At 66.1% G+C, this 13,686-nt stretch carries 16 protein-coding genes and 1 tRNA gene; 8 read left to right on the top strand and 9 right to left on the bottom strand.

Annotated features, from left to right (window positions below; all coding sequences use genetic code 11):
- Nucleotides 1–62: 62 nt before the first annotated feature.
- The 5 genes from AC5P8Z_RS05555 to rimK all read right to left on the bottom strand — a co-directional run bounded on the left by AC5P8Z_RS05555 (nt 63) and on the right by rimK (nt 4,271).
- Nucleotides 63–1,430 carry a sensor histidine kinase gene (locus AC5P8Z_RS05555; RefSeq protein WP_286069622.1) on the bottom strand — a complete coding sequence of 456 codons (1,368 nt, stop codon included), beginning with the start codon at nt 1,428–1,430 and terminating at the stop codon, nt 63–65.
- Nucleotides 1,393–2,070 (bottom strand): response regulator transcription factor, encoded by a 678-nt coding sequence (locus AC5P8Z_RS05550; protein WP_005410804.1) that lies wholly within the window; start codon nt 2,068–2,070, stop codon nt 1,393–1,395. Before AC5P8Z_RS05550 ends, AC5P8Z_RS05555 begins: the two co-directional genes overlap by 38 nt.
- A gap of 8 nt (nt 2,071–2,078) precedes the next feature.
- Nucleotides 2,079–2,558: a hypothetical protein gene (locus AC5P8Z_RS05545; RefSeq protein ID WP_286069625.1), complete on the bottom strand. Its 480-nt coding sequence runs from the start codon at nt 2,556–2,558 to the stop codon at nt 2,079–2,081.
- An 89-nt stretch (nt 2,559–2,647) separates the two neighbouring features.
- On the bottom strand, nt 2,648–3,124 hold the full coding sequence (locus AC5P8Z_RS05540) for a hypothetical protein (protein ID WP_286069626.1): 477 nt from the start codon (nt 3,122–3,124) through the stop codon (nt 2,648–2,650).
- Between the two features lie 268 nt (nt 3,125–3,392).
- Nucleotides 3,393–4,271, bottom strand: coding sequence for a 30S ribosomal protein S6--L-glutamate ligase (gene rimK, locus AC5P8Z_RS05535; protein ID WP_286069627.1), 879 nt, complete (start codon nt 4,269–4,271; stop codon nt 3,393–3,395).
- Between the two features lie 165 nt (nt 4,272–4,436).
- Between rimK and AC5P8Z_RS05530 the strand changes: the two genes are divergently transcribed.
- Both AC5P8Z_RS05530 and AC5P8Z_RS05525 read left to right on the top strand, forming a co-directional pair.
- Nucleotides 4,437–4,802: a hypothetical protein gene (locus tag AC5P8Z_RS05530; protein WP_286069628.1), complete on the top strand. Its 366-nt coding sequence runs from the start codon at nt 4,437–4,439 to the stop codon at nt 4,800–4,802.
- An 80-nt stretch (nt 4,803–4,882) separates the two neighbouring features.
- Entirely contained in the window at nt 4,883–5,305 is a 423-nt protein-coding gene (locus AC5P8Z_RS05525; protein ID WP_495228392.1) for an acyl-CoA thioesterase, read from the top strand.
- 17 nt (nt 5,306–5,322) lie between these two features.
- Here AC5P8Z_RS05525 and AC5P8Z_RS05520 read toward each other — a convergent pair whose 3' ends face one another.
- The 3 genes from AC5P8Z_RS05520 to AC5P8Z_RS05510 all read right to left on the bottom strand — a co-directional run bounded on the left by AC5P8Z_RS05520 (nt 5,323) and on the right by AC5P8Z_RS05510 (nt 7,988).
- Nucleotides 5,323–5,712, bottom strand: a complete 390-nt coding sequence (locus AC5P8Z_RS05520) for a hypothetical protein (protein WP_495228390.1) — start codon at nt 5,710–5,712, stop codon at nt 5,323–5,325.
- 209 nt (nt 5,713–5,921) lie between these two features.
- Nucleotides 5,922–5,995, bottom strand: a tRNA-Gly gene (locus tag AC5P8Z_RS05515).
- Nucleotides 5,996–6,152: 157 nt separating this feature from the next.
- The gene (locus AC5P8Z_RS05510; protein WP_495228388.1) at nt 6,153–7,988 is read right to left on the bottom strand and encodes an autotransporter outer membrane beta-barrel domain-containing protein; all 1,836 of its coding nucleotides are present in this window, start codon (nt 7,986–7,988) and stop codon (nt 6,153–6,155) included.
- Nucleotides 7,989–8,196: 208 nt separating this feature from the next.
- Here AC5P8Z_RS05510 and thiS point away from each other — a divergent pair, with 208 nt between their 5' ends.
- From thiS to AC5P8Z_RS05490, 4 genes are all read left to right on the top strand, one after another.
- On the top strand, nt 8,197–8,397 hold the full coding sequence (gene thiS / locus AC5P8Z_RS05505; RefSeq protein ID WP_286069638.1) for a sulfur carrier protein ThiS: 201 nt from the start codon (nt 8,197–8,199) through the stop codon (nt 8,395–8,397).
- Nucleotides 8,398–8,543: 146 nt separating this feature from the next.
- Nucleotides 8,544–9,338, top strand: a complete 795-nt coding sequence (locus tag AC5P8Z_RS05500) for a thiazole synthase (protein ID WP_010481470.1) — start codon at nt 8,544–8,546, stop codon at nt 9,336–9,338.
- Nucleotides 9,338–10,072 (top strand): tRNA (guanosine(46)-N7)-methyltransferase TrmB, encoded by a 735-nt coding sequence (gene trmB / locus AC5P8Z_RS05495; RefSeq protein ID WP_049429900.1) that lies wholly within the window; start codon nt 9,338–9,340, stop codon nt 10,070–10,072. The genes AC5P8Z_RS05500 and trmB overlap by 1 nt, the downstream gene beginning before the upstream one ends.
- 27 nt (nt 10,073–10,099) lie before the next feature.
- Nucleotides 10,100–11,947: an SLC13 family permease gene (locus AC5P8Z_RS05490; RefSeq protein ID WP_286069639.1), complete on the top strand. Its 1,848-nt coding sequence runs from the start codon at nt 10,100–10,102 to the stop codon at nt 11,945–11,947.
- Between the two features lie 140 nt (nt 11,948–12,087).
- Here the strand turns inward: AC5P8Z_RS05490 and AC5P8Z_RS05485 are convergent, their stop codons facing one another.
- Complete coding sequence (locus AC5P8Z_RS05485) at nt 12,088–12,423, bottom strand: Rieske (2Fe-2S) protein (protein ID WP_286069640.1); 336 nt, start codon at nt 12,421–12,423, stop codon at nt 12,088–12,090.
- 178 nt (nt 12,424–12,601) lie between these two features.
- Between AC5P8Z_RS05485 and AC5P8Z_RS05480 the strand changes: the two genes are divergently transcribed.
- Both AC5P8Z_RS05480 and AC5P8Z_RS05475 read left to right on the top strand, forming a co-directional pair.
- Nucleotides 12,602–12,883 carry a hypothetical protein gene (locus tag AC5P8Z_RS05480; protein WP_286069641.1) on the top strand — a complete coding sequence of 94 codons (282 nt, stop codon included), beginning with the start codon at nt 12,602–12,604 and terminating at the stop codon, nt 12,881–12,883.
- 75 nt (nt 12,884–12,958) lie between these two features.
- Nucleotides 12,959–13,675, top strand: a complete 717-nt coding sequence (locus AC5P8Z_RS05475; protein ID WP_286069642.1) for a fumarylacetoacetate hydrolase family protein — start codon at nt 12,959–12,961, stop codon at nt 13,673–13,675.
- The last annotated feature ends 11 nt before the right edge of the window (nt 13,676–13,686 follow it).

The raw sequence follows: 13,686 nt of genomic DNA, 5'->3' as shown, positions 1-13,686 counted from the left end.
AAGGCAAGGCAAGGCAAGGCAAGGCAGCCGAGCGTAGGCTCGGCTCTACACGAAGCAGGCGCTTACAAGGGCTTCGGCGAGAACGTCAGGGTGGCGATCACGCCGCGCTCGCCACCGGGGCGCACGCTCACCTGCCAGCCGTACAGATCGCACAGGCGGCTGACGATCGACAGGCCGATGCCGCCACCCTGCGAATGGCCGGCGTGGGTACCGCGATAGCCGCGCTGGAACAGCTTGGCAGCGTCCTCTTCGCTCAGGCCCGGGCCGCTGTCGGTCACCGACACCGCGTTGGCGCCCACGTGCACGCGAACCTCGCCATCCTGCGAGTACTTCACGGCGTTGCCGATCAGGTTGCCCAGCGCCACCGACAACGCCGCTTCCGGCGCATCGATGACCAGATCACGCTCACCCTCCAGCGCCAGTTCCAGTGGCTTGCCGCCCAGCTGCGCGCGGTGCGCGTCCAGCAGTTGTTCTGCCACACGGGCCACGTTGCTGGTGCCCTGCCCGCGCTCGTTGCGCGACAGCAACAGCAACGCGCCGATCAGGTCGCTGCACTGCTGCTCGGCACGCTGGATGCGCTGCAGGCGCTGCAGTACCTTTTCGTCCAGGCCGGGCCGGGTCAGCAGCAGCTCGGTGGCGCCACGGATCACCGCCAGCGGCGTGCGCAGTTCGTGGCTGACGTCTGCGTTGAACTCGCGGTCGCGCTGCACCACTTCGGTCAGCCGCGACGAATAGTCGTCCAGCGCCTGGGCCAGCTGGCCCACCTCGTCGTCGGGGAAGCGTGGTGCCAACGGCTCGGGATCGCTGGTGCCGCCACGATAGGCACGCAGACGCGCTGCCAGATCCGACACCGGCTTCATCACCTTCGACGCCGACCACCAGCCCAGCACCAGCGACAGCACGCTGAACACCAGCACCGACAACACCAGCGCGCGGTTGAGCTGCTTGCCGCCGCGCACGCTGTCGGTCATGTCATAGGCGAGGAAGAACCAGGCGTCGGGCGTCTTCCGCACGGCCAGCTTGTAGGAATAGGGTTCGCCGTGTTCGTCGCCGCTGACGCTGTGGATGCCATCGGAAAAGCCCGCCCACTGCGCGCGCTCTTCGCGCACACGGTCGAACTTGTCCTTGGAATAAGCATACGCACGGATCTGCAGCACCGGTGCGTCCGGGTTGTGGCCCGGGTGTTCGTAGTAGCGCCGCGCGTACTCATCGATGTTGCGGTTCATCAGCTCTTCCACCAGCTGGTTTTCCACGCGCAGGCGGGCCCAGTTGGTGGCGAACGCGAACAGTGTTGTCAGGCAGAAGCCCAACAACACGAACGACACGATGATGCGGCTGCGCAGGCGCCGCCGATAGGGCGTGCGCCGGCGCTCCCCCTTGGCTGCCACGGAATCAGGCTTCCGGGGTGGCGATACGGTATCCGATGCCATGGCGGGTCTGGATCAGCGGCACTTCAAACGGCTTGTCGACCACCGCACGCAGGCCATGAATGTGTACGCGCAGCGAGTCCGAGTCGGGCAGCTCTTCGCCCCACACGCGGGTTTCCAGTTCCTGGCGGGTCACCACGGCAGGGGCCGCTTCCATCAGCGCCTGCAGGATCTTCAGCGCGGTCGGGTTGAGCTGCAGCAACTTGCCTTGGCGGCGCACTTCCAGCGTATCCAGGTTGTATTCCAGATCGCCGGTTTCCAGCACGCGGGTCTGCACGCCCTTGCCGCGGCGCGACAGGGCGTTCAGACGCACTTCCACTTCCTGCAGCGCGAACGGCTTGATCAGGTAGTCGTCGGCACCGGAATCGAAGCCGGCCAGCTTGTTGTCCAGCGAATCGCGGGCAGTGAGCATCAGTACCGGGGTCTGCTTGCGCGCTTCATTGCGCAACTTGCGGCAGACCTCGATGCCGTCCATGCCTGGCAGATTGAGATCCAGCACGATCGCGTCGAACTCGTGCACCACGGCCAGGTGCAGACCGGTAACCCCGTCAGCCGCGAAGTCCACGGTGTGCCCCCGGTCCTCCAGGTAGTCGCCCAGGTTGGCCGCAATGTCGCTGTTGTCTTCGATTACCAGGATTCTCACTGTCACCTCTAATTGACGATTTTGCCGACGTGCTGAGCCTTGCTCAGATCGTGCTGTGCCCTGTCCTTCTGCCGCTCACGCTCGGCGACGGTCATGCACTGTGTCGTGGATCGGTTCGAACCGATGACCTTTTCACGTTGGCATATTAGACGACTATCTTCACGCGCCTGTGTCAAAACCGTGTTCACGATCTCCTGGTCGTTGAAGACATCGGTTCGCACCTGTTCAGGCATCGAATCACGGTTCGGATGCTGCTCGACAGCGGTGCGCATGCGTACCAGCGCCTCGCGCACACGGGTGCGTTCGGTCGGCTTCAGTTCGCTGTAGGTCTCGCCATCATTGAGCTCGACTTCGATGCGCTCGATCTGCTGCTGGAGTGGCTTGCCCGGGATGAAGACCTCACCGGCCCGCTTGGTGGCGGCGTTGGTGGTGGTGGTGGCCAGGGTCAGTCCCAGGATCAGGACTGCAGGTATCAGAAGAGGCTTCATGACAAACGAATCCTTGTTTGGGTTGAATGCCGACTGTATTCGCACCGCCTTCACGCCAGCAAGTGCCAACCGCCGGGGCGGCGGACGGCCTAGCGGTTGCCGGGCGGACTGAGGTTGTTGAAGGTCCGCTGGTCATGGATCAGCGCCTTGCCCTTCTCCTCGATGCGACGGCGCTCGGCCACGGTCAGGCAGCGGCTCTTGGGCATGTTGCTGCCGGTCGCACGCGTGTACTGGCAGATCTGCCGGCTGTCATCATGGGCGCGGGCCAGAATGGTGTTGATCCGTTCCTGGTCGTTGAAGACTTCGTTCTGCGAGGCGCCGGGCAGTTCCTGCACGGTCTGGCGGTCGCCCATGCGCTGGCTGATGCGCGCCAGTGCCTGCCGTACTGTATTGCGGTCATCGGCGGAGATTTCATTGTAATCACCGTCGTCCAGGGCCTTTTCGACCTTGCGTACCTGCTCGGCCACCGGGGCCTGCCGGTCCATCTGGACCACGGATTTTTCAGACTTGGCCTGGGCTACAGCAGACAGGCCCAGCAACAGCGCGATCATCGTGATGCGGTACATCGCCAACCTCCCGATCCATCCCGGAACGAAGGCCCAACTCTACGAGTCCGCCTGTTTCACCACAAGGGACTTCCGGCAGGGATGGCGCGGACCACAGACCGGCATAAAAAAGACCCAGGCGGTGCCCCCGCCTGGGTCTGAAGTTGTATCCCGATACCGATCCTGCTGAGAGGCAGAGCTGCGGTTCGCTGAAGCCTACGCCCGGGCCGATTAAAGGCATGTTAAGTGCCGCCTCATCCACCCATGAGAATTTCAAGACATTGATTAGTCAGGGCTTTTTAAGCTTCTCGACGTGCTCGATGATGCGCGTGGCCACGTCCACTCCGCAGGCGGCCTCGATGCCCTCCAGCCCCGGCGTGGAGTTCACTTCCAACACCAGCGGGCCGCGCGTGGAGCGGATCAGGTCCACCCCGCAGACCGACAGGCCCAGTGCCTTGGCCGATCGCACCGCCACCTGCTGCTCGGCGCGGCTGGCCTTGGCCGCCACGGCGGTACCTCCGGCGTGCAGATTGGAGCGGAAGTCGCCCTCCGGTGCTTGGCGCTGCATCGAAGCCACCACCTGGTCGCCGACCACGAAGCAGCGCAGGTCGGCGCCCTTGGCCTCGCCGATGAACTCCTGCATCAGGAAGTTGGCGTACAGCCCACGCAGCGCCTCGACGATGCCACGGGAGGCGCTGGCCTTCTCGGTGAGGATGACGCCGCGCCCCTGGGTACCCTCGTTGAGCTTCACCACGTGCGGCGGCGGGCCCAGCATGGACAGCAGGTCGACAGTGTCATCGGGGTTGTCACCGAACACGGTGACCGGCATGTCGATGCCCTTGGCCGCCAGCAGCTGGTGCGCGCGCAGCTTGTCGCGCGAGCGCAGGATCGCATCGGACGGATTGGGCGTGCGCGCGCCCATCAGTTCGAACTGGCGCAGGACTGCGGTGCCGTAGCGGGTGATCGAGGCACCAATGCGCGGGATGACCATGTCCACGCCGGTCATCGGCCGGCCCTTGTAGTGCATCGAGAAGCCATCGGCGGCGATGCGCATGTAGCAGCGCAGCGGGTCCAGGATGCGCACGGTGTGGCCGCGCGCGCGCGCCGCCTCGACCAGCCGGCGGGTGGAGTACAGGGAGCTGTTGCGGGACAGGATGGCGAGCTTCATCGCGGCGGGATCGGACGGCAGGCGCGCAGCATAGCGCGGGCGTGTGGCGGGTGGATGATGCCGTGCCGGCGCCCATATCTGCGGGCTGCGCAGGGCTGTGCGAAGATGCCCTGCCGGCTACAGGACAGGACACGGCCGGCTTACACAATCCAAGGAGAACCACAGATGCGAATGGGAATTCCGCTGTTGTTGCTGTTTGGCCTGGTGGGAGGCGCTGCCCAAGTGCAGGCTGCGCCGACCCATGCAGTCTCCCGGCTCTACTTCGACGCCAACAACACGCTGATCGGCCAGGGCCTGCGCTATTGCACGGGCAAGACCCAGCACCAGGGCATTGCCTCACATGCCAATACGCGCTGGATCGATGTGTCCTACGCTTGCGTGGGAGATTCCACTGACGTTTCCTACGGAAGCTGGGTACCTGCGCAGCTGCGACAGGATTTCTGCACGTTGTATGACGCCTGCACGTCACTGATGCCGTGGCCGGAAACCAGCCTGCCCGGCACGCTCGGAAACGGCTTCTACTCCGACTGACCGCGGGGAGCCGCCGTCCTGTCTCCGGCGATGGAAATGCCGTCGCCGGGGACTTCACCCGCAACGCCCCAGGAGGCCCCGTGGCGCTGAAGGTCACTCCCCGCTTTTCCGAAGTGGACGTACTGGGTCACGTGACCAACACCGCCCTGCCCGTCTGGTTCGAAGAAGGCCGCCAGGAGATCTTCCGGCATTTCAGCCGGGAGGCCAGCATGCGCGACCTGACGCTGATCCTGCGCCGCTACGAAATCGACTTCCTGCAGCAGATCCAGCCGGGGCACGAGGTGTGCATCGAGACCCGCATCGAGAACATCGGCCGCTCCTCGCTGTCGATCGTGCAGCAGGCGTTTCAGCACGACGTGCTGGTCGCCAGCGGGCGCTGCGTGATGGTGCACTTCGACTATGCGGCCGATGCGTCGTGCGCGATCAGCGCTGAGCAGCGGCAGGCGTTGTCGGAGTTCTTTACCGAAGGGTATGCGCAGTCACTGGCGACCGCGCAGGCCTGAGCCAATCAGGAACACCGTCATTTGCACTCGGTGCTTCCAGCCGCCCACTTCTTCAGGCTGGCGAGCGCTTCGCCTGCCCGCGCCTTGGTGTACAGGGTGACGGTTGTGACGCCCTCCACTTCCTTGAGTGCGATCACCTTGTAAATCTGGGTGCCGACGCCGGATGCGCCTTGGACGATCCTGGCTTCCTTCAGGTCGTTGTAGTTCTGCACATCGTTGATCAGCTGACCGACGGGCAGGAGCTGCACAGGCCGGCACTCCTCGGTGGCCGCAACAATCCGCTTCAGCGTCAGCTGATATCCCTGGTCCACCGTAAACACAGAGGCGTATTCCGGGCGCTCAAGCCCTTTGGGACTTGTCGCGCACCCCGCCAGTAATACAGCCATCAGTAGAATCGGACGACGCATGCGAGAACTTCCGTGTTGGGTTCAGCGGAGTCTAGCGCAGGCGTCGTTGACCCGCCTTCGTCTCGCGGCACGACATGCAGGACCGAAGACAGGCAGACATCCGGCGCAAACGCATTCCGGGCTGGAGAGGTACCGCAGGGGAATTCCGTACCGGAACAGGCGATGACGTGCGGCAGTGGCGCAGGCGAGCCGGAGTTTGTGGGAAAACGTGGAGCGGGCGATGGGAATCGAACCCACGTCAGTAGCTTGGGAAGCTACAGCTCTACCATTGAGCTACGCCCGCGTTGCAGGGTGAAAGTCTATGCGGAGCTGCCGGTGTTGTGCAATGGCGGCATGCCGCAGTGGGGGCAGAGCCGCTTCCTTCCGGCAACGGATCCGCCCCTTGGCGCAATGGGGTCAGATCCCCTTCCGCGAGGAAAGGGCGCTGACCCCGTCCTGGATCAGAAGCTGCCGCTGAAGCTGGCGAACAGCGTCGCGTCCTGCGCACGCTTCTGCCCGGCCGTGGCGCTCAGGCCCACGTTGCTCTGCAGGCCGAACAGCTCCATGCGGGCACCGAGGATGGCGGTGGCGTAGTTCTTGTCGAAGTCCATGCCCGGCACACGGTACATGCCGACGGCCGGCAGGCTCTGCACCCAGGCGCTGGCCTGCTTGGTGTCCTCGAACTCGTGGTCGTAGGTCAGCTGCACATACGGCTTCACGGTGCCGCCATCGAAGCGCGCCTGCCAGCCGATGCGGCCCACGGTGGAATCGGCGTCCTGCTTGCCGTAGCCCAGAGCGGTGGCCATCGTGCCGGTACTGGCACCTTCGGTGTAGCCGTCGATCTTCACCTTCTGCCAGATCACCGAAGCGATCGGGCCGTGGCGGAAGCCGCCTTCGGTGCCGAACTCATAGCCGGCGTTCAGTGCTGCGGTCAGGTTGCTGCCGTCGGGCGAACCGCTGTGCTCGCGCGTCGCCGGGCCCAGCTGGACCTTGCGGTTCACGTCATACGACAGCCAGGTGTAGCTGACCTGGCCGTTCACCCAGATGCGGTCGCCGTACCAACCGGCGAACAGACCGGCAGTGGTGTCCTTCTGGGTGAAATCGCCACGGCTGTTGCCGAAGTCGGCATTGAGGCGGCCGAAGCCGGCGAAGCCACCGAAGACCATGCCGTCGCGGGCCCAGTCAACGCCGAACAGGCCGGCCGGCGCCATGCCGTCGTACAGGTCGGCATGGTCGTAGCGCTGCAGATCACCGCGCACGCCGCCCCACCAGGACAGGCCGTCGGCCGGGCGACCACTGCGGTGCAGGCTGACCTGGTCGGCGCGCGAACGGCCGATGGTCTGTGCCGAGTGGCTCAGCACCTGCTGCAGGCGCGGGCCTTCCAGGATCGAGATGGCGTACTGGCCCAGCATCTGGTGGGCCGCCGTGGTCGGGTGCACGTCATCGGCGAAGAGGTAGGTGCTTGCCGCATCGGGGCGCACATAGGCCAACGGGCTGCAGGCCAGCGACGACGGCACCAGGCAGGCGCGGCCGGTGACGTTGCTGAAGCCGTACATGCCCGGGTTGGCGATGATCTCGTGCAGCAGGGTGTAGGTATCGAGCGGAATGAAATCGATGCCGGCCTGCTTCAGGCCGCCATACAGCGCGTTGTTGTAGGCCGTGGACAGGGCGGTTCCCTGCGCCTGGCCGGCTGCGCCGCGATCGATGAAGCCCGGGGTGGTGCCCACGTCCGGCAGGTTGGGCACCATCACGTACTGGGCGCCGGCCTGCTTCAGCGACGCCACGATGCCGATCTGGTTGGTCACGGCAGCGCCGATGACCGCCGATGCCTGCGCCGGCGCGGTGATCGAGAACAGATCGTTGGCGCCGCCCCAGACGGTGTACAGGGCATTGGCGTCGGCCTTGCCGCCATTGGCGGCCAGGTACTGGGCGGTCTGCGTCTTCAGCGACGGCACCGGCACGTTGCCGAAGGCGGGCTGGGTGAGGTCGACGCCCACGCGGGCACCGCCCACGGAATAGTTGTCGCCGCTCTGACCGTTGCCGTTCGGATTGGCGTTGGTGCCGTAGTAGTCAGCCACGAACTGGGCCCAGACCAGGCCGGGGTTGGTGGTGAACTGGCCGGAGACCGGGCGGGCGTCGGCCGGCTGGATCAGCGGGCGGTAGTAGCCACTGTCGGTCAGGCTGTCGCCGAAGAACACGGTGCGCGTGAACGGGGACTCGCCTGCCATGGCTGGAAGCGCGGCCAGCGCGATCGCGGCCGCCATCAGGGAGCGGATCGGGTGTTTGCTGAGCTGCATCTGGAAACTCCTGTGGGGAAAAATAGAGAAGGACCCGGCACACGTACGCCGGCGCACGGTGAATGGTTTCACCGTGCCGCCTTTTGCTCACGCTGCGCCGCCGCATGGATTGTCGCCTCATCCCGCCAGGCCTTGCTGTGCTGGAACTGGCATCCGGCGCAGATTGCAAAGGTTCCGATCCTGGCGGGCCATCAGCGACAATGCAGGGATGAACATCCAGCTCAACGGTGAACCCCGTACCCTGCCCGCTTCGGCGACCCTCCATGACCTGCTCGAAACCGAGCAGCTGCTGCAGCGCCGTGTGGCGGTGGAGGTCAACGGCGAGATCGTCAGCCGCAGCCGCCACAGCGAGCATGTGCTGGCCGAAGGCGACGTGGTGGAGATCGTGCACGCGCTGGGTGGGGGCTGAGGCCAAGGGGTCGGATCCCCTCGCACCGCGAGGGGCTCTGACCCCACGCATCGCGCCACGGGTCAGAGTCCTTTGCCGCTGGCAAAGGGATCCGAACCCGTTTCCGGCGTGACCCCATCTTCAGGCGGATAAGCGATAATCGCGCCATGAACGTTCATGTCTCCCCCGATTCGCTGGTGATCGCCGGCAAGACCTATGGCTCGCGGCTGCTGACCGGCACCGGCAAGTTCAAGGATCTGGAAGAAACCCGCCTGGCCACCGAGGCCGCGGGCGCCCAGATCGTCACCGTGGCGATCCGCCGCACCAACATCGGGCAGAACCCGGGCGAGCCGAACCTGCTCGACGTGCTGCCGCCGGAGCGCTACACCATCCTGCCCAACACCGCCGGCTGCTACACCGCCGAAGATGCCGTGCGCACCTGCCGCCTGGCCCGTGAGCTGCTGGACGGCCACAACCTGACCAAGCTGGAAGTGCTGGGCGACCAGAAGTCGCTGTACCCGGACGTGGTACAGACCCTCAAGGCTGCCGAGCAGCTGGTCAAGGACGGCTTCGAGGTGATGGTCTACACCTCCGACGACCCGATCCTGGCCAAGCGCCTGGAAGAGATCGGCTGCGCCGCGGTGATGCCGCTGGCCGCGCCGATCGGTTCGGGCCTGGGCATCCAGAACAAGTACAACCTGCTGCAGATCATCGAAGACGCCAAGGTGCCGATCATTGTCGACGCTGGCGTCGGTACCGCGTCGGATGCCGCCATTGCGATGGAGCTGGGCTGCGACGGCGTGCTGATGAACACCGCCATTGCCGGCGCACGCAGCCCGGTGCTGATGGCCAGCGCCATGCGCAAGGCGGTCGAGGCCGGCCGCGAGGCCTTCCTGGCCGGGCGCATCCCGCGCAAGCGCTACGCCAGCGCCTCCTCTCCGGTGGATGGGCTGATCGGCTGATGACCAATCCTTTTGACAGCGCCGGCTCCAAGGCTCCGCCCAAGCCCTTCACCGTCAGCGAGGGCCGCCGCGAGGTGCGCAGCTTCGTGCTGCGCCAGGGCCGCTTCACCCCCGCCCAGCAGCGCGCGTTCGACGAACGCTGGCCGCGCTTCGGCATCGACTACAACGGCCAGCCGCGTGACCTGGACGCCACCTTCGGCCGCCCGGCGCACAAGGTGCTGGAAATCGGCTTCGGCAACGGTGCCGCGCTGCGCTTCGCCGCCCAGCACGACCCGTCGCGCGACTACATCGGCATTGAAGTGCACGCCCCAGGCGTGGGCCGCCTGCTGAACGCGCTGGCCGAGGACAACGCCGACCACGTGCGCCTGTACCACCACGACGCGGTGGAGGTGCTGCAGAACGAGATCGCCGACGGCGCGCTGGATGAAGTGCGCATCTACTTCCCGGACCCGTGGCACAAGAAGCGCCACAACAAGCGCCGCCTGCTGCAACCGGCGTTCGCCGACCTGCTGGTGCGCAAGCTGCGCCCGGGCGGCCGCCTGCACTGCGCGACCGACTGGGAAGACTACGCCGAGCAGATGTGGGACGTGCTCGATGCCACCGCCGGGCTGGTCAATCGTGCCGGCCCGCGTGGCAGCGTGCCGCGCCCGGACTGGCGCCCGCAGACCCACTTCGAGACCCGCGGCCAGAAGCTCGGCCATGGCGTCTGGGACCTGCTGTACGACCGCACCTGACGATCGCCTGAGGACACCGCGCCCCACATGGACACCGCGCTGACGCTGACCAACGACATGAAGCTCGTGCTCGGGCTGGTCGGCTTCACGATGGCGATGTTCCTGTTCGAGCGCATCCGCGCCGACGTGGTCGCGCTGGTGGTGCTGGTGGTGCTGGGTGTCACCGGCCTGATCGCGCCGGAGGAAATCTTCGGCGGTTTCTCCGGTAACGCGGTGATGAGCATCATCGCCACCACCATCCTCGGTGCGGGCCTGGACCGCACCGGGGCACTGAACCGGCTGGCCGCGTGGCTGCTGCGGCGTGGCCATGGGGTCGAGCAGCGGCTGCTGATGATGACCACCGCCATCGCCGGTCTGAACTCGTCCTTCATGCAGAACCCGTCGGTGATGGCGCTGTACCTGCCGGTCGCTTCGCGGCTGGCGGCGCGCACCGGGCTGACGATGCAGCGCCTGCTGCTGCCGATTTCGGCGGCGATCGTGATGGGCGGCGCGCTGACCATGGTCGGCAACTCACCGCTGATCCTGCTGAACGATCTGCTGGCCTCGGCCAACAACAACCTGCCCTCGGGCCTGGCCACCATCGAGCCGCTGCGCATGTTCGCGCCGCTGCCGATCGGCGTGGCCCTGCTGATCGCCTCGCTGCTGTATTTCCGCTACTACGGCGACCGCAAGCTGGTTGAAGAAGAAAGCCTGGTCAACGACGGTGTCACCCCGGCGCGCACCGAGAGCTACTTCGCCAAGACCTACGGCATTGAAGGTGATGTATTCGAACTGGTGGTCACCGCCGAAAGCCCGCTGGTGGGGATGACGCTGGGCGAGGCCGAGAACCTGCACGATGCCCCGCTGCTGCTGGCGTTGAAGACCGGCAACGACACCCGCCTGGCGCCGCCGGCGGAAATGCGCATCTGGGTCGGCAGCGTGCTCGGTGCGATGGGCCCGCGCCAGCAGATCAACGATTTCGCGCAGAACCAGTTCCTGCGCATGTCTTCGCGCCTGAAGCACCTGGGCGACCTGTTCAACCCGAGCCGGGCCGGTATTTCCGAGGCGGTGGTGCCGCCGACCTCGAACGTGATCGGCAAAAGCGCGGCCGACCTGCGCCTGCGCAAGGAGCGCGGCATCAGCCTGCTGGCGATCAACCGCGACAAGCAGGTGATCCGCGAGGACGTGCGCGACGTGCAGCTGCGCGCCGGTGACATGCTGGTCTTCCACAGCATCTGGACCGACCTGGCGCAGGCCGCCAAGAGCCGCGATTTCGTGGTGGTCACCGACTACCCGACGGGCGAACAGCGCCCGCACAAGTTCAAGATCGCGATGGCGATCTTCGCGTTGACCATCCTGATCGCGCTGACCAGCAAGCTGCCGGTGGCGCTGACGCTGATGACCGGCGTGGCCGGCATGCTGCTGACCGGCGTGCTGCGGATGGACGAGGCCTATGCCTCGATCAACTGGAAGACGGTGTTCATGATGGCCGGGCTGATTCCACTCGGCTGGGCGATGGATTCCAGCGGTGCGGCGGCATGGGTGGCCGGCCACACGATCGACAAGCTGCCCACCGGCATTCCGATCTGGGTGCTGGAAGTGGCGCTGGCGCTGTTGACCACGGCGTTCTCGCTGGTGATCAGCCATGTGGGCGCGACCATCGTGATGGTGCCCATTGCGGTGAACCTGGCGCTGGCAGCGGGCGGCAACCCGACCGCGTTCGCGCTGATCGTAGCGCTGTCGGCGTCCAACAACCTGATGACGGCCTCCAACCCGGTGATCTCGATGATCACCGGCCCGGCCAACTACACCCCGCGCGAGATGTGGCGGGTGGGCGGGCCGCTGTCGCTGATCTACACCTGCGTGGTGGTGTTGATGATCAACCTGATGTTCTGAGTGAGTTGATCGGCAGGGCTGCGCCCTGCACCTGCGGGATTGCAATCGGTAGGTGCGGACCGTTGGTCCGCACGAAGCTTCCCTGCAGCGGAGCGTGCGGACCAACGGTCCGCACCCACCTCAGGCAACATCGCCCGGCCTCAGGCCAGGTACACCTGCCCGTCGCGCACGTCCAACGGCACTGCGCGCAGGCGGTCGCCCTTGCAGGGGCCGGCAATGCAGTCGCCGCTGTCCAGCGCGAACGAGGCGCCATGCGCGGCGCAGACCAGGTGGCCCTCGCGGCTCTTCAGGAACTGGCCCGGGGCCCAGTCCAAGCGGCGGCCGGCGTGCGGGCAGATGTTCAGGAACGCCCGCACCTGCGCGCCGTCGCGGTACAGCACCAGCGACTCGGCATCGCCCTCGACCACCGCTTCGACCTCGGCAAAGGCGCCATCGGCAATGGCATCAAGGGCGATCAGGGCAGCGGCGGTAGTCATGGCGAAGGCTCGGACGGTAAACCGGAATTGTCGCATGCCTGCTCAGGTGACTGGCTGTGACATGAACACAAGTCATTGATCCGTAATAAGCACAGGCTATATTTAACGAGTTTTTCACTCAATGACGGTGGCGCGTCCCGATACTCTGGTTTCGCTGATCCCAGCCTATCGAGCCGCCATGTTCAATCGCGCATCCGCCTTCACCCAGTTCCGCACCCTGTTCGCGCCGCGCAAGCCGCGCCACCCGCTGGTGCGCGTTGCCGTGGGCCTGCTCGGCCTGGCGATCCTGGCCGCGATGGTGTTCATCGGTGTGTTCGTCGGTGCGGCGATGATCCTGGTCGGCCTGGCGTGGAAGCTGCTGGCCTCGCGCAAGCCCGGCGCCGCGCGTCCGGTCGACCCGACCGTGGTCGAGGGCGAGTACCGCGTAGTGCGCAAGCCGGTGCTGCCGGCCTCGCGCTGATCCACGTCTTCCGCGCCCGCTGACGGCGGGCGCCATGCGTTCTAGACTGCGGGCACGCCCTTCCTGGATGCCCGCATGTCCGATGTCTCCGATGTGATCCCTGCCGTAGCCCTGCCGCGTGTGCCGGTAGCCGGTGGCGGCAGCTTCCCCGTGCACCGCATCTACTGCGTCGGCCGCAACTTTGCTGACCACGCCCGTGAAATGGGCGCGGCGGTACCGGCGGACGATGACCGCGGCCGCCCGATGTTCTTCAGCAAGCCGGCCGATGCCATCGTGGTCGGCCACGACGACGTGATCCCCTACCCGCCGGCAACCGCCAACCTGCACCACGAAGTGGAGCTGGTGGTGGCGATCGGCCGTGATGCGCCCGCGGGCGAGCTGGCCGTGGCCGATGCCGATGCGCTGGTCTACGGCTACGCCGTTGGCCTGGACCTGACCCGCCGCGACCTGCAGGCCGCGGCCAAGGACAAGGGCCATCCGTGGGACGCCGCCAAGGGCTTCGATGCCTCCGCGCCGATCAGCGAAATCGTCCACGCCGAGGAAGTCGGCGACCTGGCCGCGCTGAACCTGTCGCTGGAGGTCAACGGCGAGGTGCGCCAGCAGGCGCTGCTGGACCAGATGATCTGGAACGTGCCGGAGATCCTGCACGAGCTGTCCAAGCTGTGGCAGCTGCGCGCGGGCGATCTGGTGTTCATGGGCACGCCGTCCGGGGTCGCCGCTTTGAAGCCGGGCGATCGCTTCAGTGCGCGCCTGGAAAACGTGGCCGAACGCCATGGCGTGATCGCGGGCTGACATCACCTGCG

Source organism: Stenotrophomonas sp. YJH_SMC_17 (genome assembly GCF_059371655.1).
Note: the sequence above shows the minus strand (reverse complement) of the source record. Positions and strands in the feature narration are given on the sequence as shown.